This is a genomic window from Paenibacillus contaminans (assembly GCF_003285015.1).
In the GTDB taxonomy this organism is placed as follows: Bacteria; Bacillota; Bacilli; order Paenibacillales; family NBRC-103111; genus Paenibacillus_V; species Paenibacillus_V contaminans.
The window spans coordinates 181,616-201,277 of the sequence record NZ_QMFB01000013.1 but is presented as its reverse complement, the minus strand read 5'-3'; the positions used below and the strand labels follow the sequence as shown (position 1 = coordinate 201,277).

Sequence of the window (19,662 nt, the reverse complement as noted above, 5' to 3'; positions counted from 1 at the left end):
AGGGGGAGGAGACGACTTGGTAACAAGCAAATCGGAGCGTATTTTCCAGACGATCAACAATCTCTTCTTTCTTCTGGTCAGTCTGTCCATGCTTGCTCCGCTCATTAATTTATTGGCGATTTCGTTCAGTTCTCCGCTTTATGTGAACGCCAAACGCGTGTATTTCTGGCCCAAAGGGTTTAGCTTGGACGTGTACGAAACGATATTCAGACTTCCGTCCTTGTGGCGTTCGATGGGGGTAAGCGTCGTCATCACGTTGACAGGCACGCTGATTACGCTGATTCTTGGCTCTACGCTTGCATTCGCGCTATCGCGCCGGCAGATGAAGGGCAGATCTTTCGTTTTGTTGGCGATCATCCTCACCTTCATTTTCACCGTGCCGCTCATACCGAGTTACTTGCTTGTCACATCATTGGGGCTGAAAAATACGCTGTGGGCCGTCATGGTCCCGAATGCGCTCAGCGCCTTCTATATTTTAATTTTTAGAGCATTTTTCGAGGGGATTTCAAGCGAATTGTTTGAAGCCGCGAAAATCGACGGTTCCTCCGAGTTGGGCATTTACTTTCGGATCGTACTGCCTTTATCCAAAGCGGTTTTGGCGACGATCGCCCTTTTTCATGCCGTCTATCAGTGGAACAGTTATTTCGAAGCCTTGATCTATATCAGCAAACCGAATTTATACCCGATGCAAATTATTTTACGAAATATGGTCGTGAACGATATGGCGCAAAATACGCTGACTTCTTCCATCAATGAGTCGATGCGGCAATTGACGCCTGCTATGCTGAAAGCGGGCATCATCTTGTTCGCAACGGCGCCCATCGTGGTCGTGTATCCTTTTATCCAGCGTTATTTTGTCAAAGGCGCCATGTTAGGGGCTGTTAAAGAATAATAGGAATAGGGAAATATCCCTTATACAGGAGGGTTCTTCTTGAAATTTTGTATCGGCAAAGACAGCATTACACCGGCTGAGCCGGTCTTTTTGAGCGGATTCGGAGATCGGACTCGCAAAAGCGAGGGTGTACATGATCCGATTTATGTAAAAGCGGCGCTGTTGCAATCGAATAAATCCCTGTTGATCGTTACGATCGATGCATTAGGCGCTGACCGGAGTTTTATTCAAGGAGTAAAGGACGAACTGAAAGCTAAGTTTGGGCTTGAGCATGATGAGGTAATGATCAATTTTTCACATACGCATGCGTCTGTTTACCTCACGGGCAGAGATGCTCGTTTACGCAACGGCGGGTACAGCATGGGGCAGGATCAGTGGACAGATCATGAAGAAGAGCTTGACTATACGTATGATGAGCTCTACTTTGATTTCGTGAAGGAGAAGCTGATTCATCTTGTACAGCATTGTTTAGACCATCTTGAAGAAGGGGAACTCCTGATCGGCCGTACAGCTTCGCATTTTGGCGTCAGCCGGCGTTATCGAACAAACCAAGGAATCGAATGGCGTCCCAGCTATGACGCGGAAATCGATCAAGATTTATTTGTTCTGAAATTAATGAATGCCAAACGTGACGTGAAAGGCATTCTGTATGCCTACGGCTGCCATCCGACGTCGATGGGATCAAGCAATTACTTCATATCCGGCGACTATTCCGGCGCAGCATCCCGTCATTTAGAGCAATCCTATCCGGAAGCTGTCGCCATGTTTCTGCAGGGCTGCGGCGCCGAGATCAAACCGAGGAAAAGCGCAGACGGCGTTACGTTTAAAGAATGCAGCATCGAGGAAATGGAGGAGGCGGGCGCCGGACTGGCGATTGAAATCAACGATTTCATGCAGAACGGCGCGTTCAAATCGGTAAGCTGCAGTTTTCGCACCATGCTCTTGGAGCCCAATCTTTATACGGAGCGGACTCCTGTGGAACATTATCACCAAATACTTGATGACCCCGAATCTTCTGAATTTAATAAAATACGGGTGAAAAAATTATTGAAAAAATTTGAAGACGGGTCGATTAAAGATCAGGTGCCATTGTATATCGCAATATGGCAATTGGATGAATCTACCCGGATCGTTGCGATAGAGGGAGAAGTATCGACAGGGTATTCGCGAATGATCAAGAAGCTGTTCGGCCCTGACCAAACCATGGTGCTTGGCTATACGAACGGGATCTATTGTTATATTCCTACCCGCGAAATGATTTATGAAGGCGGCTATGAGGTGGATAACTTTTACTATTACGGACATAGAGGGCCTTTTGTTCCGGAAATCGAAGATATCATCATCGGGCAAATCGCGTCGGCGTTTGGAAGACTGTCTGACCGGCCTGTCGCCGCGCTAAGAGTCAACAAAGACTAGCGCTTCATAATATGCATCTGTTTTCTCGCGTGCTATAATTTTCTAAATATGATAGTACCGGTAAAGATTGGAGATGCATAGCATGAGATGGTCGCTTAAACGGAAACTGATTCTTGTCATCATAATCAGCCTCTTCCTTCCTTTCTTGCTGCTGGGTTACTTATGGTATAACCGGACCGAAAGGACGATCGAACAAAATGCCGCCAACTATAGCCGGCTTCTGCTGGAGCAGACGAATAACTCGATGAACGCCTACTTGACCGAGCTGGACAGGCTGGCGATTCCGTTTCTGCTCCATCCTGCGATCCAGAGCTTCCTTCATCTGAAGTCGGACGATTATTACGGACAATTCGAGCTTGAGAAAAAAGTCCGCAGCGAGCTGTACAAAAATTTGTATTCCAGCCGCAACGATATTTATAAATTTACGTTGATTATGAACGAGAAGCTTTACTTAAGCAGCAGGGATTTTATTCTGGATGAACGGAACCGCAGTTATTTGAAGCTCCTCGATCTCGATCGTCCCGGTACGGAATTTACGATTGAAGGCGTCAATCGGGTAGAAGGACTTCCGCTCATTACCGCCTACAAGGTGATTTACGATCCTAACCAGCCTATGAACAAGGGCGTTCTGATCGTCGATCTGAAGCTGAATAAATTCACGGAATTGATGAGCAGCCTTAAGCTTGACGGCTTTGGTCAAGCTTATTTGTTGAACAATAGAGGCGAATATATTTATCATCCGAATCAGGAGCTTATCGGTAAGGCCGCGGAAAGTTCCAATCTGAGCGGATTAGCGGGAAGAAGCGGCTTTATGACGATAGGGAGCGGCGCGAATCGAAGTATGATCAGTTACCGGACATCCGAACTGACGAACTGGACGATTGTGTTCGAGATGCCGATGAAATATTTGACGGCGGAGCTCGAGCAACTGCGGACGATGGCCTTTATCATTTTCGGCTGTATCGCGGCGGTCGCGTTGTTGCTGCTAGGCAGCTTCACTTTTTACTTGATAAAATCGCTTTCCTTTGTGCAATTACTGATGAAGCGCGCCGAGGCGGGCAATCTGAACGTGCGTGCGCCGGAGAAATCCAAGGATGAAATCGGCATGCTGTATCGCAGCTTCAATACGATGATGGATGAATATCGCAGGCTGATTCATGTGGAGCATACGTCCCAATTGAAAGCCAAGGAAATGCAGGTGCGGCAAAAGGAATCGATGCTGACTGCACTGCAGTCGCAGATTAACCCCCATTTTCTGTATAATACGCTTGGTACGATTCATTCTTACGCGAATTTGGCCGGCGTTCAGCCGATTAGCCGCATGGTAACGAATTTGGCCGATATTTTCCGCTACAGTATGGACAGCGATGCGCAGGTGGTTTCTTTGTGGAGTGAGATCCAGTATATACGCACTTACTTTGAAATTCAGCAGGAACGGTACGAGGACCTTCATACGGAAATCGAGGTCGCGGAAGAGCCGCGGCTGAGAGAGATTCCTTGTATCAAGCTGATGCTCCAGCCGCTTGTAGAAAATGCGCTTATCCACGGATATCAGGATTACCAATTGAGCCCGGACTATATCGGTATATTCGGTATTTCGACCGATGCCGGATACGAAATCCGCGTGATCGACAAGGGACGCGGTATGCCGCCGGAGGAGAGGGAACAGTTCAACCATTTGTTCCATTATTTGACCGATTATAATATTCTTGAGTCCGATCGGCGACCTGCATCGGGAAGTATTGGGTTATATAACGTTCACAAGCGATTGCGTCTTGTTTATGGAGAACCGTACGGCTTGTGGATTGAAAAATCGGACGTCGAAGGAACCGTATTCCGGGTGCTCGTTCCTTCCGACAATGAGGCGGGATAAGGGATGCTGCAAGTACTTGTAGTGGAGGACGAGCGTTGGATCAGACGGAACATGTGCAAGATGATCGAGGAAGTTGACGGTTATCAGGTAGCGGGAGAGGCGAAGAACGGCGTTGAGGCGTTGCAAATGCTGCAGAGCCGGCCGCCTCATGTACTGATGACGGATATCCATATGCCGTTCATGAACGGCCTGCAGTTATCGGAGGCGGCGAAGCGTGTGCTGCCCATGCTTGAAATCGTGCTGTTTTCGGGCTACAACGACTTCGAGTATGTGAGGGAAGGTCTGCGTCAAGGCGTCCACGACTATTTGCAGAAGCCGGTTCAGACGGAGGATCTTCACCGGACGATGCAGCAGATCGCGAACAAGATTGCTCATAAGAAGGGGAAGCTGCACCAGCAGTTCGTCTGGATGGAAGCCTGGCGCGTCAATGCAAATCGGCTTGCCGAATCGTTATGGCTCGTAGACAAACCGAAGTTTGAAACGGAATGGTCGGTATTATCGTCCGAATGGCTTAAAAATGGGGACGGGCAAGAGAACGTTTACGAGTTTTTCCATCTGCTAATCTATTTCATCAATGAACGGATTCGGGTAAATTATGGAGCGCAATTGCCGGAGCACGTGTTCCATCCGCTCGATTTCACCGGTGACGCCGCGCAGGACGCCGAACTGATCCGGCAGCATCTTATGGGCGTCTTAAACGAGCTGCTCACCCAGCGCAACTGGCGCAAAAGCCACGTCGTGACAAAGGCGCTGCACTACATCCATAGCGAATATGCGCATCCGCATTTCTCACTAATCGATGCCGCCGAATTAACCGGGTTGTCACAACCGTATCTCAGTCGCTTGTTCAAGGAAGAAATGGGCCGAACGTTCATGGAATACGTCACGGAGCTGCGCATTGACAAAGCCCGGGAATTACTCGAGAACCCGGACGCTAAAGTATACGAGGTGGTAGGGGCAGTCGGCTATACGGAATACGCGTACTTCGTTCGCGTATTCAAGCGTATCGTCGGGTATTCGCCATCCGATTACCGCAAGCAGCTCGGGTTGAAGTAGGAGTGTACTAATATTTTTGAAAAAAGACGCTTCCATCTCCACAAATACAGTGGTTTTGGCGGCGTTTTTGCGCATCTTTCGTGACCGCCTCACTTTGTATGGTCCTTTGAGATAGTAAAACATAGCACCTTAGCCCATTTCATAATATGAAATCAATTTCATTGAATTATACAATGGGATCGTTTATCTTGAACTCAGGATGTGATGACGATGAGCGATTCCAAAAACAAAACGACAATAAATTCGGTGACGAAGTCCCTAAGGGTGCTTGATTTGCTCGCTAAAAATCCGACAGGCTTGCAAATCAAGGAGATTAGCAGCGATTTAAAGCTTAATCTAAGCAGCACGTACCACCTGTTGAATACCTTTTTATTAGCGGGCTATATCCAAAAAACGAGCAACGACAAGTATACGCTAGGATACAAAATTCCGTATTTGAATCATGCGTATTTGCAATCCGGCGTTTCCTCTTACAATCTGTCTTCTTTTTTGCGGGAGCTTCAGGTGGAAACCCAGGAAACCTGCTATTTGGGCATTGAACAGAACCAGGAAATCATTATCGGTGAAATTTTGGAAAGCTCTCAGGCAATTAAAATCAGCGCGCTTTATGTCGGCTTCAAAGGTTATGCGCATGCAAGGGCGACGACAAAGGCGATCATGGCGTATTGGCCGGAGGAGAAAACGAGACTTTACTTCAGGGATAATCCGATGGAAATGCCGGATGGATCTCCTGCACCTTCTATCGATCGCTTGGTCAAGGAATTGCAGGACATTAAGGGTAGAGGCTACAGCCTGGATGAAGATGCGTTTGTGAGCGGGATCAGCTGCGTGGCCTGCCCGATTTTTAACGCAGGTAAGACGGTTATCGCTTCTTTCAGCGTATCGATGCCTTCCGATCGGTATCAGTCCAAACGTTCCGAACTGATTAGACAAGTTTGCGAGACTGCCCGGCGCGCGTCAAAGTTTCTGGGATATGCTGATGGAGAGGAGACGGATGATGGCGGGCAATGCGAAGATTGAACATTTGACGGTTCGCAATATAGTGGTCCCTTTGGATAATCCGGTATGGCTGGGGGGCGCTGCAATTAGCGAAAGAGAGTACTGTCTCGTCGAATTGACGGCCAGCGGAGGATTAACCGGACACGCGCTCGCTTTTACGAGAGGAGCGGATTTAACGACAATCATCGCGCAGCATCTCGCTCCGATTATTTTGCAGCAGCCTTTTGAACAGGTTGAACGATTATGGGAATCCATGTACCAGGGCGTCCGCTTGAATGGCAGACAGGGTGCCTATATGAGAGCCATCAGTCTTGTGGACATTGCCATATGGGATTTGAAGGCGAAGCAAAACGGCATCCCGCTGCACCGGTTGTTAGGCGGCTTTAATACTTCGGTTCCGGTCTTGATGGCGGGAGGATACTACCGAGCAGACAAAGGAATCGACGAGCTTTGCGAGGAGTTCGGACAATATGCGGAGCAAGGCTTCCGGCATTTGAAATTGGTGGTAGGCGGAGCGTCGATGGAAGAGGATTTGGCCCGGTTTATTGCAGTGCGAAACAGCTTGCCGGGCCAAGTCGAATTGGGCGTCGATGCGAACGGCGCCTGGAACGATCCGAAAGCGATTCTGAGGTGGATGGAGCGGGCTAACGGGGAAACAGCCGGACTGTCCTTCATTGAAGAGCCTTTGCCTCCGGAGCAGAGAGCGGACTTGGCATGGCTTAGGAATGCGTCCCCGGTTCCGGTCGCCGTAGGGGAGTTTATTGCGGGCAAATGGACCTTTCTTGACTATATGAGGGAAGGCTGCATGGATATCGTGCGGGCGGATGCGACGCTGTGCGGAGGCATTACGGAGTGGAGGAAGATTGCAGCCTTGGCCAATGCGTGGAATTTGCCTCTCTTTCCCCATTATTTCTCCGCCATTCATTTTCACCTGGCTATGGCGCTGCCGGGAAGCAGGATGATTGAGGTCGTTTCGACGGCCGGCCGCAACAGCAGCTTCGGTTTGATTGCCGGCTGCAGCTACGAGATGAAGAACGGCGAAGCTTTCTCTTTGGGGTTGCCGGGACTCGGGCTTCAACCGGATATGGAGTTTATTCAGGCTCATACCACACATGAAAGAAGGATAGGAACATGAGCGAAGCATTGTTGGGCTTTTACCGGGGCATGGTCACAATCCGAAATTTCGAAGAGATGGCCATCGAGCTCTATAAGGAAGGATTGATCGGAGGGTCTTACCATTCCTATATCGGACAGGAAGCGGTAGCGGCGGGCGTGTGCTCGGCTCTTCGCATCGATGATTACATAACCACTACGTATCGCGGAAGGGGCCAGCATTTGGCCAAAGGGGCCGATCCATACAAGCTTTTTGCCGAATTGCTGGGAAGAGAGGACGGTTATTGCAAGGGGAAGGGCGGCCCGATGCACATCACGGATATGACGACGGGCATTCTCGGCGCCAACGGCATCGTCGGAGCCGGCATTCCTATTGCGGCAGGCGCGGCTTTATCAGCCAAAATGCACAAGACGGATCGGGTGGCTGTAGCCTTCTTCGGAGACGGAGCCATGAATCAGGGCGTCGCTTCGGAAACGTTAAACATGGCGTCGCTTTGGGATCTTCCTGTCGTTTTCGTTTGCGAAAATAATTTGTATTCGGAAATGACTCCCTTTCATCGATCGGTTAAAAACAAAGATTTGGTTGAGCGCGCGGATGCATTTCGCCTCCCCGGAGTCATTGTGGACGGCAACGATGCGGAAGCTGTTTATGAGGTTGCTTCCACTGCGGTGGAACGCGCGCGCCGGGGCGGAGGTCCCACATTGATCGAAGCGAAAACGTACAGACTGCAGGGACATATGTACGGTGATTCCGAAATGTATCGGACGAAGGAGGAAGTGGCGAATTGGCGAAAGATGGACCCGATTGTCCGCTTGAAGCAAAAGCTGCTTGAGCAAGGACTTGCGACCGAAGCCTTGCTTGCCGAAATCGAGGAGCAGGCGATTGCCCGATTAAAACAGGCCGAACAATCGGCGCGGTTAAGCAATGAACCGGATAAAGAACAAATTTTGCTCGATGTTTTTTGACGGAGCCGGAAGGAGAGACAGGATGAAAGTACTGACGATGAGCGAAGCGCTGAATGAAGCTCTGCAAGAGGAAATGGCCAGGGACGAGAGAGTATTTTTGATGGGCGAGGATATTGGAGAATACGGCGGCATTTTTAAAGTAACGAAGGGGCTTTACGAGCAATTTGGCGGGGAACGGGTCAGAGACACGCCGATTTCCGAGGCTGGATTCATTGGAATGGGGATCGGGGCTGCCATTACCGGATTAATCCCGGTTATCGAGATTATGTGGGTCGATTTTACGGCTGTAGCGATGGACCAGATCGTGAACCAGGCAGCCAAGCTGAAGTATATGTCGGGCGGACAGACAAGTGTGCCGATGGTCATTCGTACCCAAGGAGGCGCAGGACGCGGCAACGGCGCGCAGCACTCGCAAAGCCTGGAAACGCTGTTTGCCCATATTCCGGGGTTGAAGGTAGCGGTGCCGTCGACGCCTTATGACGCGAAGGGTTTGCTTAAATCAGCCATAAGGGACGGCAGCCCGGTTATTTTTATCGAGAACAAGATGCTCTACAACAAAAAAGGCGAGGTTCCCGAAGGGGAATATACCGTTCCGCTAGGAAAAGCCGAAGTGAAACGGCAGGGCGGCGATGTGACGCTGATCGGCATTTCCCGAATGGTCGATTTTTGTTTGGAAGCGGCAGAGCAACTGCAGCTGGAAGGAATTTCGGCCGCGGTGATCGATTTGCGCACGCTTAACCCGCTTGATCTCGAGACGATTCTCGAATCGGTTCGCCAAACGATGCGCGCGGTTATCGTTCATGAATCCACCTACTCTTTCGGTTGGGGCGCTGAGATTTGTTCATTGGTTCAGGAAAACGCTTTCGATTATTTGGATGCCCCGATTGTGCGCGTGGCGACTAAGGATGTTCCTCTGCCATACAACCGGACGCTTGAAAAACAAACGATCCCCCAAGTTTCAGATATTGTGGAAGCCGTACGGAGGCTGGTGTGATCGGGTTCCGCGGGTGACAGACCATTGTGAAATTGGAGGCAATCTTGATGTCGAAAAGTGTTCGTTTACCTAAATTAAGCTTGTCGATGGAAGAAGGCACAATCGTAAATTGGACCGTTCCGCTGCAGCAGCCGATCGCCAAAGATGAAGTCATCGCAGAAATCGAAACGGATAAAGCGGTAATCGAGCTGCAAATGCCGTATGACGGCGTCATTGAAAGCTTTCTTGTCGAAGCGGGGGCTACCGTTGCCGTAGGTGAACCAATCGCGCTGCTAAAGGAAGAAGGGAACGAGAAGGACGCCGTTTCCGCCGAAAACGGCAAGCCGCTTGCGGAGCCGCAACAGCGCAGAACATTCCTTGCCATTTCCCCTTCGGCGCGGAGAAGGGCCCGCGAGCTCGAGATCGACTATTCCCTTGTGAAAGGAAGCGGCCCGAACGGACGCATCTTACACCGGGATATCGAGAATGCGAAAGGCCGGCTGCCATGTGCGGTTCAGGAGCAGCGGAAGGGATGTTTTACGCCTTCTTCTACTGCTGCATCCTCGGTTGCTTGCATCGCATCATCGGCGGCTTCGGCGGTTCCGCAAGGGCGGAAGCTCACGTTATCCTCGATGCGCAGAACGATTGCCCGCCGCATGCTGGATAGCGTCCAAACGGTTCCGCAGTTTGCCATTACCCGGCGCGTCGATGTTTCAAATATGATGAAGATCAAATCAACGATCCAAAACAGCTTGCTTCGCAAGAAAATCAAACTGTCGCTCACCGATTTCATGATTCGGGCGGTGGCGGAAACGCTCGTGAAATATCCGGCGCTTAACGCTTCCTTTATCGGGCATCCGGGCGAGGAAGGTTGCCACATCGTCGAGCATGAACATGTGAATGTCGGTCTTGCCGTTTCCTTGGACGGAGGCTTGATGGTGCCGGTCATTCATGAAACGGAGCGGCTTTCGGTCTCGGAAATTGCTATGGCGCGGGTAGGGCGTATCGATTCAATTCGCAACCGGACTTCCATGCCGTCTCACATGCAGGGAGGAACCGTCACGATATCCAATCTCGGCGCATACGGCGTCGAACAATTTCAGGCGATTGTCAATCCGCCGGAAGGCTGTATTCTCGCGGTCGGTGCCGTTAAGGACGTAGTCGTTTCCATCGCGGGTAAAATGGAGATTCGCCCGATGATGAATATGACAGGCAGCTTCGACCACCGTTTAATCGATGGAGCGCCGGCTGCCGAGTTTATGAACGATTTGGTCCGGCAGCTGGAATCGGATGATTGGTACTTGATTTGAGCAAGCCTTAAACCCTTGAAGCTTAAGTCTGAAAGGAGACAAAACAAAGATGCTGGAGCGTAAAAAAGCAATGTCAGGAGCACCGTGGGAAACGATTTTCGGTTATTGCCGGGCGTTGCGGGTCGGAAATATGGTGGAGGTATCCGGTACGACGGCGATGAAAGACGGGGAAGTCGTAGGAGCAGGGGACGCGTACCGGCAAACGAAACGCATTCTGCAAATTATCGAAGAAGCTTTGGAGGAAGTCGGCGCAAGCATGCAAGATGTCACCCGCACGAGAATTTACGTCACGGATATTAAGCTGTGGGAACAAATTGCCAAAGCGCACAAAGAAGCTTTCGGCGAAATTATGCCCGTTGCCTCCATGGTGGAAGTTTCGGCGCTTATGGACCCGCGCCTGCTAGTCGAGATCGAGGCGCAGGCCTATTGCGATTCCCAGCCTGCCGTTCGTTAAGGAGGCGCTTTTATTGGCTGGGGAAAATAGGCTGTTTACCATCGATGTGCTGGTGGTCGGAGCCGGACCCGGCGGTTATGTAGCCGCCATCCGTGCCGCTCAACTTGGAAAAAGCGTGATGATTGCAGATAAGTCCGAATGGGGCGGTATTTGTTTGAATAGCGGGTGCATCCCTTCCAAAGCGCTCATCTCCGCTGCCCATAGCTACGAAGCGGTATCCGCATCGCAAGCGATGGGGATTACCGCAGAACAAGTAAAAGTGGATTTCGCGAAAGTTCAGAGCTGGAAAAACGGCATTGTTAAAAAAATGGCGGGCGGTATCGCCGGCCTTTTAAGCGGCAATCAAATTCAAGCCATTCATGGCGAAATCACGTTGATCAATGATCATGAGGCGATTTTGAATAATGGACTGGAACAACTGCATATCCGGTTTGAATATTGCATCCTCGCTACCGGTTCTCACCCGATCGAGTTAAAGTCTCTCCCATTCGGAGGGAGAATCTTGTCCTCCGCCGATGCGCTCGAGCTTCAGGAGATTCCGGGAAGTTTGATCGTCATCGGCGGCGGCTACATCGGAATCGAGCTTGGTCAGACGTTCTCCAAATTCGGCGCGAAAGTGACGATACTTGAAGGCTCGGAGCGCATATTGCCCGGATTTGAACAAGAAATGGCGCAAGCCGTTGCGAAGCGGTTGAATAAGAAAGGCGTGACGGTGCATCATCAGGCGATAGCGATAAGCGCCAAGCAAACGAGTAAGGACGTTACCGTAACTTTTCTGGTCAATGGCGAGGAAAGACAGATTACGGCCGATTACGTTCTTGTTGCAGTGGGCCGCCGCCCGAATACAGATTCAGGGCTGGATCGTCTTGGGTTAAGGCAAATGGAAGGCGGGCTGGTGCACATCGACCGCCAATGCAGAACGTCCTTGCCGAATATTTTCGCCGTCGGCGATATTGTGGCAGGCCCCGCTTTGGCTCATAAAGCTTCCTATGAAGGCAAAGTTGCGGCGGAAGCGATTGCCGGGATGAGCAGCGAGGTGGACTATAGGGCGATCCCTATGGTTGTGTTCTCAGACCCTGAGCTTGCCAGCGTCGGTTTGTCCGAGGCGGAAGCGGCGGCACAGGGAATCGATATCGCCGTCGGCAAGTTTCCCTACGCTGCCAATGGGCGCGCGCTTTCTTTGCAAGCAAATGAAGGCTTTGTCAAATTGGTGGCCGATCGCGCAACGGGCATTATACTGGGCGCTCAGATCGCGGGGGCGGAAGCTTCCGGTTTGATTGCAGAAATGGGGTTGGCGGTTGAAATGGGCGCGACGCTGCAGGACGTTGCGATTACGATTCATGCTCATCCGACACTCGGCGAAATGACAATGGAAGCAGCCGAAGCGGCGCTTGGATATCCGATTCATCAATTATCATCGCGAGGGAGCAGGAGAACATGACACAACGTAATTTGCGGGCCGGAGCTGCGGTTTTGCCGATTACCCCGCCGCTGGGGATCGATATGCTGGGCTTCGTGAATCGGATGAAGGCCGGCACAGGATATGGCGAACCGATGGAAGTCGGCGCTATCGCCGTGGAGAGCGGCGGACAACGCGTCATCATCGTTTCGATCGATATGGCCGTCTGTCCTTTGGACAGAGCCGAGGAGATCAGAGCGAGCTTTGCCAAGGCCGGCTCGTGCCCGAAGCACGCGGTATTGGTCAATTTCAACCACAGCCACGGATTGCCGGGCTTCCCGGCTGCGGTCAAGTTGGGCGGGCAATACCCCGAGTACACGCTCAAGGAGCGCTTGTTTGCGGACTATGTGGCCGAGATGGCCGCCTCAGCGGTGGAGCTGGCTGTCTTTAGGCTTGAAGATGCCGAAATGGGATTGGGCGTATCAGCAGTAGAAGGATTGTCTGTCAACAGACGGGAACGCACGCAGGACGGAGGAACGATACTTGGCTGGAATCCGGACGGCGTTTGCGATCGCAGCGTACAGACGGTGTGTTTTAAGAGACAAGACCAATCTGTCATTGCGACCGCGGTTAATTTTGCCTGTCACCCTGTCGTAATAGGAAAGGACGTTACGGAGTATTCCTCGGATTTTGTCGGCCCGCTCAGAAAGACGGTCAAGCAAATATTGGGCGGGGAGTGTATTTTTCTGCAAGGAGCTGCGGGCAACATTTTGCCATTGGAAGGGTTTTGCCGGACGAAAGGGTTGGAAGTGGAGTTCGGAACGAAATTGGCTTTGAAAGCGATCGAGTCCGTGCTTAACCCGGTCGAACCCGCAACGGTCATAGAAAAGCATGATTTCGCATCGACGACGCCGATTTCACTCTATCGCAGAAAGGCAATGAAGAGTGACTGTGCCCAGGCGCAGCCGGTCATATCTGCCGCTGAACAGTGGGTTCGTTTTCCATATGAAAAGCTGCCGACCCGTCAGGAACTCTCAGCCGAAATCGAGCGGCGCGAGCGGGAATTGGCCGAATTGACGGCACACCCCGATCCTCGTACCTCGCCCAATACGATTCGATACCACATCGCATGGGCGAAAGAGACGATAAGAACTATAGAGGAGGGTTCAATCCAAACAGCCGCGGAAGCGCCTTTGCAGGCGATCCGAATCGGTAATTTCGGGATTTGCGCCGCGCCGGGAGAAATATTCAACGAGATCGGTTTAGCCGTAAAGGAAATATCGAAAGCGAAGGTGACTTTTTACTGCGGGTATTCAAACGGCGTTCTCGGATATTTCCCCACTGCCGCCGAATATGCTTTCGGCGGATACGAGCCGAGCGTCTCGCATCGCGGATACGCCCAGCCGTCAGCCTTTGACCCTCAATGCGAATCGATATTGATCGAAACGGGTGTTAATTTGTTGAATGAATTATTTAATGAATGAAATCAGGGAGGTACCCTATGAACAGCAATCGCAAGGGCAAAGTAGCTTTGGTTACGGGGGCGGCCGGCGGGATTGGGACATCCGTAGCTCGCAAGTTGATGCAATCCGGTATGAAGCTTGTGCTTACCGATTTTAATGAGGCTGGGCTGGAACAAGTCTTGCAAGAGCTGAGACAACTGGGAGCCGAAGCCGCGGCTATTCAAGCCGATTTATCGAAGACCGAACAGCTCGAAGAGCTGGTCAAGAAATCGGCCGGACAATACGGGACAATCGACGTCCTGGTCAATGCCGGCGGGATTATGGATACCCGTCCGTTTTTGGAAATATCGGTGGAGCAGTGGAACCTTATGTTTCAAATTAATGTAACGGCAACATTCCTTTTGACTCAGCTTGTAAGCAAAGTCATGATCGAGCAGGGGACGGGCGGCAGTATCGTCAATCTATCCTCAGCGGCAGGACGCAGTCCCAGACCGTTGGCAGCGCATTACGCAGCTTCGAAGGCGGCGATTATCAGTATGACCGGCTCTGCGGCGGTAGTATTGGCACCGTACAAGATTCGCGTAAATGCCGTTTGTCCGGGCTTGGTGGATACCCAGATGATGCAAAAAGTTCGCGAGGAACGGTCCAGAATATGGAATATGCCGCAGGAAGACGTACAGAAGCGGTGGGACCAGCTCATTCCTTTAGGCAGATTTGCAATCCCTGACGAGGTGGCCAGTTTAATTGCATTTCTAGCATCCGACGAGGCAAGTTACATTACCGGAGAAGCTATGGGCATCAATGGAGGAACGGATGTCTCTTAATTTTGTCATGAAGAAATGCAATTTTAGACTTTACGTTTGATATATAATAGATAATATATAATATAAGAGAGGAGGATAAATCATGGGAATACAAACGAAGCTTCATTTGGATGCGAGCTATTTTACTAGGGAGGAACAGCTGCTGGTGGAGCACGGAACGCTTCAAGCGTCGATTTTCCGTTATCGTTCCGGCGTATGCGGCGTCCGTTTGGCGAATTCCTCCGGCCGCTTGGTCGTATTGCCTTACCAAGGCCAGCAAATATGGTCGATCGAGTTCGCAGGACAATCTTTGGGGATGAAATCCATTTTCGAGGAGCCTCAGCCTACCCGCGACTTTCTGTCGACCTACGGCGGCTTCCTGCAGCACTGCGGGTTGACGGCCATGGGAAACCCGGGGCCGGAGGACGCTCACCCCGTACACGGAGAATTGCCGAACGCTCCTTATCAGCAGGCGTTTATTCAGGCGGGCTCCGATGAAAGAGGGGCTTACTTGGAGGTTGGAGGCAGCTATAGGCACGCGATCGCTTTTACATGTGATTATAAAGCGGAGCCGGTCATCCGTCTTTACGAGGATGCGACTACGGTGCAAATCCGATTCACGGCCACGAATTTAAGAACGGAGCCGATGGAGTATATGTACTTGGCTCATGTCAATTTTAGGCCGGTCGACTATGGAAGATTGGTTTACAGCGCGCCTTGCGGCGCCGATCAAGTCCGGGTGACACCCGGGGCGGTGGATAGCCCGCCTGCCGAATACTATGCATTCATAGACAGGGTATCGCAAAATCCTTCCTTGCTGAACGTGTTTGAGCCGGAGCATCTGTTGAACCTGGAGGTGCTGCAGTTCTTCAAGTACCTTGCGGATCGAGACGGCTGGGCTCACAGTATCCATATTCAGCCTGACGGCTGCGCAGGGTATGTGAAGCATCGCCCCGAGCAGTTGGATAAAGTGGTGCGCTGGATCGTGCGGAACGGAACGGAGGAGGCGCTTGGACTGGCTTTGCCGGCCACAGCGGAGCCGGGAGGATATACGAAAGAGAAGCAAAAAGGAAATATCCGGACGCTTCCCGCCAAGAGCAGCGTAACGTTCGAATTGGAAGCGGGGCTGTTGCTGCCGGAGCAGGCGATTGCAATGGAAAAGCATATTAATGACGTGCTGTCCGGCGCGTAAAGCTTATATCAAGCCCTGTCCGCTGTAAGCTTCGTAGCCTTTGCGGGTTAGCTCCTTCAGTTCGGCGAACAGACTTTCGTCGATTTCCTTGAAATCTCAGAAAGTATATCTCCGGGGATTGTTCGATTTCCCGGTAAACGCGCTTGCCCTTAACGGGCAGCGAAGCCGTTTATCCTTGAAATTAAAGCAGGATTTCCCCTGCATCCGTTTTTTCAGACCTTCGGAAGCGTCCTCAAGCAGTTGGGGACAGGCGTAAACGGGCATCAGGTAAAAGCTGACGTAATTTTTCTTGATGCTCGCCGCCCCGAAGAAAGCAGGTTTATTGTTGAGCGGATGAACCTTGTGGGTATCCAAATAGTAGCTTTCAGACGTATCGCTTTTGACATCCATCAACGCTTCATATGCCTTCAAAATTTCCCTCAGCCTTTCGAATACGCCCGTAAATTTGCTCTTGACGGTCATGTAAAATCCCTGCCTTTACGATAATGTGTCCAGCCTTCTGAGCCTGAAGCTGTTTTTGGCCGCTGTGCCGAGCTCGTCGAGCAAGCCGTAATTGGCCCAAGCGCCGACGATCGCACCGATGCCGGGGACCATTTGCAGCATTTTGCGCAAATCGATGGCGTCGCGGTACTGCTGCTGGAAATGCTCCCAGTCGACGCTGTCCGCTTTCGGCAAAGCGAGCGGATCGCGGCCCGCCCAATTTCGCACGATACCGTAAACGGCCGGCTTGGCATCTTGTCCCGAGAACGCCAGTTGAAAAACGTACAGCAGAAACAGCCTCTCGCTCTCCACATGCGTATCGAAGCCGTAAACGTGGGCGAGCTGGAACAGCATTTTCATTTTGATCGCAATCAACGCCGGGAAGTCCGCCACGCTCAATAGAATACCCCCGGCGCCGGTGCCCGCCCCTTCCGCAGCGGCGATTTTTTTGTACAGGGAAATAACCTCGTCAGCCCTCTTGTCGCGATCCGCCAGACTTACTTTGTACGATACCTTCTCGTTTGGCGTGAACTCCGCGCCGAACAAGGATGTTTTGACGATGCCCTTCACCGTTCCGGTTATGATATTGTGCACCCGCTCGGGTATTTTTTCGTTGATTTTGCCGCTCAGCTTTTTGGCAGCCTTCTCCACCATGCCGGGCGGCTTCAGCAGCGATTGCTCCCATTGCAGCAGCTCTTTGCGGATTTTTTGTTCGTACATACGGCTTGCCCTCCGTCATAAACGTTAAAATCTCAGAAGGTATATCCTCCGCTGATTGTTCGATTTCCCGGTAACGTGTCTGTTCGTAATCGTTCCTTCGAAAAGCGCAGACGTTTATCCTTGTGCAGTATATACGCAGGGATGTGCGTTACGTTACAGGTCATTTTTGGCTTGTGTACAGAAAATGCCGGTTGCCGTCCATATGGCTGATCAATTCGTCGCGAATCGCCTCCGGCTGTTTCGTCTTCAACCGGTCGAGCAGCTTCTGGTGATCGTCGACGATCGCGCCCTTCTCGAAGAAACGCAGGTTTTTCATAAAATGAAGCTTCATCTGATTGATAATGCTGCGCCAAGTCAGATGCAGCGTCCGTTCCGATGCCAGGGAAATGATCGTTTCGTGAAAAAGCAAATCGAGCTCGACCAGCCGGTCGATCCGTCCTTCCTCGGCATGCTGCGACATTTCCCGTACGATCTGCTGCAGCTTCTCGAAAAAAGCCTCGTCCATTGCGGACAAATATTTCTCGATCACGAACCACTCCAGATGAAAACGGATCGGGATAACCAAATCCCGTACTTCGTCGCCGTCGGTGTCGGCAACGACCGTGTCCTTATAAGGCTGGGTAATCAGCAGCCCTTCGCGCTCCAATTGACGGATCGCTTCGCGTACGGGGCCTTTGCTGATGCCCATCTGATCTGCGATATCCGCCTCCTTCAATCTCTCACCGGGCTTCAGCTCGCCGCTCAAAATCGCTTTCCGGATGTCAATGACGACCTTTTCTCTGAGCGAAATGTTGTTTTGCTGCATGAATGTAAATTTTGCCATACGTCCTCCTCCATCGGGAACCCTTTCCGTTTACAGTACGGGAGGCATAGCAGTATTGTCAACAACGTGGAAAAACATAACCTTTGATTAATAAAATATTGTTGACAATATTCAAATTCAATCGTTATGATGTCGTTAGATAAACTTTATATGGATGCCTACTTGTTCGTTTGAAACGAAAAGATGAGGCGAAAAGTCAGGAGCTGATAACGGTATGAGGATCGTTGCAGGCGGTATTATTCAGGAAAGTAATACGTTCAGTCTCTATCCGAGTTCGATCGAATATTTTCACAATCTCGTTTATTTGTTCGGCGACGAAATCAGGCAAATGGAGACGGTCCGCAATGAGATCGGCGGCTGTTTGACCGCTTCGAAGGAACAGGGCGTCGAAGTCGTGCCGGCCTTCTACGCGCAGGCGATTTCGGGCGGTACGTTGAAGCGGGAAGCCTTTGAGACGCTTAAACATAATTTGGTTCTGCACATCACGAACGCAGGACCGGTGGACGGCGTGTTTCTGGCGTTTCACGGCGCCATGGTCGCCGAGGGCTGCGACGACACGGAAGGCGATCTGCTGCGTGCGGTAAGGCAGGCAATCGGCCATGATATTCCGATCGTGACGACGCTTGATTCCCATTCGAACGTAACGCGGCTGATGGCGGAGCAGGCGAATGCGATCATCGGCTACAAAACGTTCCCGCACATCGATCATTTCGAAACGGGAGTACGCGCTGCGAAGCTGCTTTTCTCGATGATCCGCAAGGAGGTGCGGCCGGTTACGGTGCTTCGCAAGGTGCCGATGATGCTGCCGGCGGAGAACCACCAGACGACCGACGGTCCGATGCGGGAACTGATCGAGGAAGCGGCGGTCGCCGAAGAGAGCGGCAAATCGCTGGTCACTTCGCTCTTCCAGCTGCAGCCTTGGCTGGATATCGAAGAAATGGGCTTCGCGGTCGTCGTTGTGGCGGAGGACGAAGCATGGGCGATACAGGAAGCGGAGCGGCTGGCTATGCTTGCTTGGGAGAAACGGCATCGTTTTGACGTCAGGCTGTATACGGTCGAGGAGATTGTCGAGCTGACTGAGAAGCGCGCCTCTAGCGAACCGGTCATCATGTCGGATTCGGCGGATAGTACGGGCGCCGGCTCGCCGGGCGACAGCAACTTTGTCTTGAAGCGGATGCTTGAGTTGGGCGCGCAGGAACGAGTGCGCACCCTGCTGCATGTCGTTGACGCCTCTGCGGTGGAACAAGCGGTTCAAGCGGGTATCGGGGCCGAGGTTCGTCTGCCGATCGGTTACTCGCTGGATTCCCGGTACGGCGCTCCGATCGTCATCGAAGGCGTCGTTGCAAAGATCGGCGACGGCCGGTTTGCGTTCGGCGACGGCTTCCAGGCGAACCTGCAGGCCAATATGGGACGCGTCGTCGTGCTGCAGATCGGGCTGATCTCGCTGTTGGTGATGGAGCGTCAGGTGTTCACGGGAGATCCCGCGATGTACCGCTGCGTAGGGCTGGAGCCGAAGGATGCCGAGCTTGTGCTGGTTAAGTCGGCGACGCAGTTCAGATCGTGTTACCGTGACATTTCGTCGACCATGCTTATTATGGATACGCCGGGAAGCAGCACCGCGAATTTACGGAGCTTACCTTTTGAACGGATAGCGCGTCCGTTTTACCCGTTTGACGATCATTTTGAATGGAGCTTTGCTAAGTAAAGGCTATTGAACAGCGGGAAAGTCA

18 protein-coding genes are annotated in these 19,662 nt (G+C 51.7%); 15 read left to right on the top strand and 3 right to left on the bottom strand.

Features of this window, described 5'->3' with window-relative positions:
- Window positions 1-16: 16 nt before the first annotated feature.
- The 14 genes from DQG23_RS22125 (at window position 17) to DQG23_RS22060 (ending at window position 15,909) form a co-directional block, all read left to right on the top strand.
- On the top strand, window positions 17-892 hold the full coding sequence (locus DQG23_RS22125; protein WP_113033058.1) for a carbohydrate ABC transporter permease: 876 nt from the start codon (window positions 17-19) through the stop codon (window positions 890-892).
- 39 nt (window positions 893-931) lie between these two features.
- Entirely contained in the window at window positions 932-2,308 is a 1,377-nt protein-coding gene (locus DQG23_RS22120) for a neutral/alkaline non-lysosomal ceramidase N-terminal domain-containing protein (protein ID WP_158560640.1), read from the top strand.
- 82 nt (window positions 2,309-2,390) lie between these two features.
- Window positions 2,391-4,181 (top strand): sensor histidine kinase, encoded by a 1,791-nt coding sequence (locus DQG23_RS22115; protein WP_158560639.1) that lies wholly within the window; start codon window positions 2,391-2,393, stop codon window positions 4,179-4,181.
- Between the two features lie 3 nt (window positions 4,182-4,184).
- On the top strand, window positions 4,185-5,237 hold the full coding sequence (locus DQG23_RS22110; RefSeq protein ID WP_113033055.1) for a response regulator transcription factor: 1,053 nt from the start codon (window positions 4,185-4,187) through the stop codon (window positions 5,235-5,237).
- A 210-nt stretch (window positions 5,238-5,447) separates the two neighbouring features.
- The gene (locus DQG23_RS22105; RefSeq protein ID WP_158560638.1) at window positions 5,448-6,257 is read left to right on the top strand and encodes an IclR family transcriptional regulator; all 810 of its coding nucleotides are present in this window, start codon (window positions 5,448-5,450) and stop codon (window positions 6,255-6,257) included.
- Entirely contained in the window at window positions 6,232-7,371 is a 1,140-nt protein-coding gene (locus DQG23_RS22100; RefSeq protein ID WP_158560637.1) for a mandelate racemase/muconate lactonizing enzyme family protein, read from the top strand. Before DQG23_RS22105 ends, DQG23_RS22100 begins: the two co-directional genes overlap by 26 nt.
- The gene (locus DQG23_RS22095; protein WP_202865942.1) at window positions 7,368-8,315 is read left to right on the top strand and encodes a thiamine pyrophosphate-dependent dehydrogenase E1 component subunit alpha; all 948 of its coding nucleotides are present in this window, start codon (window positions 7,368-7,370) and stop codon (window positions 8,313-8,315) included. The genes DQG23_RS22100 and DQG23_RS22095 overlap by 4 nt, the downstream gene beginning before the upstream one ends.
- A 22-nt stretch (window positions 8,316-8,337) precedes the next feature.
- On the top strand, window positions 8,338-9,309 hold the full coding sequence (locus DQG23_RS22090; RefSeq protein WP_113033052.1) for an alpha-ketoacid dehydrogenase subunit beta: 972 nt from the start codon (window positions 8,338-8,340) through the stop codon (window positions 9,307-9,309).
- Window positions 9,310-9,356: 47 nt separating this feature from the next.
- Window positions 9,357-10,598, top strand: a complete 1,242-nt coding sequence (locus tag DQG23_RS22085; protein WP_113033051.1) for a dihydrolipoamide acetyltransferase family protein — start codon at window positions 9,357-9,359, stop codon at window positions 10,596-10,598.
- A 49-nt stretch (window positions 10,599-10,647) separates the two neighbouring features.
- Window positions 10,648-11,052 (top strand): RidA family protein, encoded by a 405-nt coding sequence (locus tag DQG23_RS22080; protein WP_113033050.1) that lies wholly within the window; start codon window positions 10,648-10,650, stop codon window positions 11,050-11,052.
- A gap of 13 nt (window positions 11,053-11,065) precedes the next feature.
- A complete protein-coding gene (gene lpdA / locus DQG23_RS22075; RefSeq protein ID WP_238177974.1) occupies window positions 11,066-12,493 on the top strand; it encodes a dihydrolipoyl dehydrogenase in 1,428 nt (475 codons plus the stop codon).
- The gene (locus DQG23_RS22070) at window positions 12,490-13,935 is read left to right on the top strand and encodes a hypothetical protein (RefSeq protein WP_113033048.1); all 1,446 of its coding nucleotides are present in this window, start codon (window positions 12,490-12,492) and stop codon (window positions 13,933-13,935) included. Before lpdA ends, DQG23_RS22070 begins: the two co-directional genes overlap by 4 nt.
- 17 nt (window positions 13,936-13,952) lie before the next feature.
- Window positions 13,953-14,738, top strand: a complete 786-nt coding sequence (locus DQG23_RS22065) for an SDR family NAD(P)-dependent oxidoreductase (RefSeq protein WP_158560636.1) — start codon at window positions 13,953-13,955, stop codon at window positions 14,736-14,738.
- An 82-nt stretch (window positions 14,739-14,820) separates the two neighbouring features.
- The gene (locus DQG23_RS22060) at window positions 14,821-15,909 is read left to right on the top strand and encodes a DUF4432 family protein (RefSeq protein WP_113033046.1); all 1,089 of its coding nucleotides are present in this window, start codon (window positions 14,821-14,823) and stop codon (window positions 15,907-15,909) included.
- A gap of 96 nt (window positions 15,910-16,005) precedes the next feature.
- On the opposite strand, the gene DQG23_RS22055 is transcribed toward DQG23_RS22060, so the two are convergent.
- The 3 genes from DQG23_RS22055 to DQG23_RS22045 form a co-directional block, all read right to left on the bottom strand.
- Window positions 16,006-16,371: a hypothetical protein gene (locus tag DQG23_RS22055; protein WP_113033045.1), complete on the bottom strand. Its 366-nt coding sequence runs from the start codon at window positions 16,369-16,371 to the stop codon at window positions 16,006-16,008.
- A 15-nt stretch (window positions 16,372-16,386) separates the two neighbouring features.
- Window positions 16,387-17,109 carry an EcsC family protein gene (locus DQG23_RS22050; protein ID WP_113033044.1) on the bottom strand — a complete coding sequence of 241 codons (723 nt, stop codon included), beginning with the start codon at window positions 17,107-17,109 and terminating at the stop codon, window positions 16,387-16,389.
- Between the two features lie 160 nt (window positions 17,110-17,269).
- Window positions 17,270-17,932 carry a GntR family transcriptional regulator gene (locus tag DQG23_RS22045; protein WP_113033043.1) on the bottom strand — a complete coding sequence of 221 codons (663 nt, stop codon included), beginning with the start codon at window positions 17,930-17,932 and terminating at the stop codon, window positions 17,270-17,272.
- Window positions 17,933-18,146: 214 nt separating this feature from the next.
- On the opposite strand from DQG23_RS22045, the gene DQG23_RS22040 reads away from it, so the two are divergent.
- Entirely contained in the window at window positions 18,147-19,637 is a 1,491-nt protein-coding gene (locus DQG23_RS22040) for a M81 family metallopeptidase (protein WP_113033042.1), read from the top strand.
- Window positions 19,638-19,662 lie beyond the last annotated feature (25 nt).

What these genes read in the sequence shown, in the direction of transcription:
- DQG23_RS22115 (WP_158560639.1), top strand. Translation starts at nt 2,391, where the DNA reads ATGAGATGGTCGCTTAAACGGAAACTGATTCTTGTCATCATAATCAGC.
- DQG23_RS22110 (WP_113033055.1), top strand. Translation starts at nt 4,185, where the DNA reads ATGCTGCAAGTACTTGTAGTGGAGGACGAGCGTTGGATCAGACGGAAC.
- DQG23_RS22105 (WP_158560638.1), top strand. Translation starts at nt 5,448, where the DNA reads ATGAGCGATTCCAAAAACAAAACGACAATAAATTCGGTGACGAAGTCC.
- DQG23_RS22100 (WP_158560637.1), top strand. Translation starts at nt 6,232, where the DNA reads ATGATGGCGGGCAATGCGAAGATTGAACATTTGACGGTTCGCAATATA.
- DQG23_RS22095 (WP_202865942.1), top strand. Translation starts at nt 7,368, where the DNA reads ATGAGCGAAGCATTGTTGGGCTTTTACCGGGGCATGGTCACAATCCGA.
- DQG23_RS22090 (WP_113033052.1), top strand. Translation starts at nt 8,338, where the DNA reads ATGAAAGTACTGACGATGAGCGAAGCGCTGAATGAAGCTCTGCAAGAG.
- DQG23_RS22085 (WP_113033051.1), top strand. Translation starts at nt 9,357, where the DNA reads ATGTCGAAAAGTGTTCGTTTACCTAAATTAAGCTTGTCGATGGAAGAA.
- DQG23_RS22080 (WP_113033050.1), top strand. Translation starts at nt 10,648, where the DNA reads ATGCTGGAGCGTAAAAAAGCAATGTCAGGAGCACCGTGGGAAACGATT.
- DQG23_RS22070 (WP_113033048.1), top strand. Translation starts at nt 12,490, where the DNA reads ATGACACAACGTAATTTGCGGGCCGGAGCTGCGGTTTTGCCGATTACC.
- DQG23_RS22065 (WP_158560636.1), top strand. Translation starts at nt 13,953, where the DNA reads ATGAACAGCAATCGCAAGGGCAAAGTAGCTTTGGTTACGGGGGCGGCC.
- DQG23_RS22060 (WP_113033046.1), top strand. Translation starts at nt 14,821, where the DNA reads ATGGGAATACAAACGAAGCTTCATTTGGATGCGAGCTATTTTACTAGG.
- DQG23_RS22055 (WP_113033045.1), bottom strand. Translation starts at nt 16,371, where the DNA reads ATGACCGTCAAGAGCAAATTTACGGGCGTATTCGAAAGGCTGAGGGAA.
- DQG23_RS22050 (WP_113033044.1), bottom strand. Translation starts at nt 17,109, where the DNA reads ATGTACGAACAAAAAATCCGCAAAGAGCTGCTGCAATGGGAGCAATCG.
- DQG23_RS22045 (WP_113033043.1), bottom strand. Translation starts at nt 17,932, where the DNA reads ATGGCAAAATTTACATTCATGCAGCAAAACAACATTTCGCTCAGAGAA.
- DQG23_RS22040 (WP_113033042.1), top strand. Translation starts at nt 18,147, where the DNA reads ATGAGGATCGTTGCAGGCGGTATTATTCAGGAAAGTAATACGTTCAGT.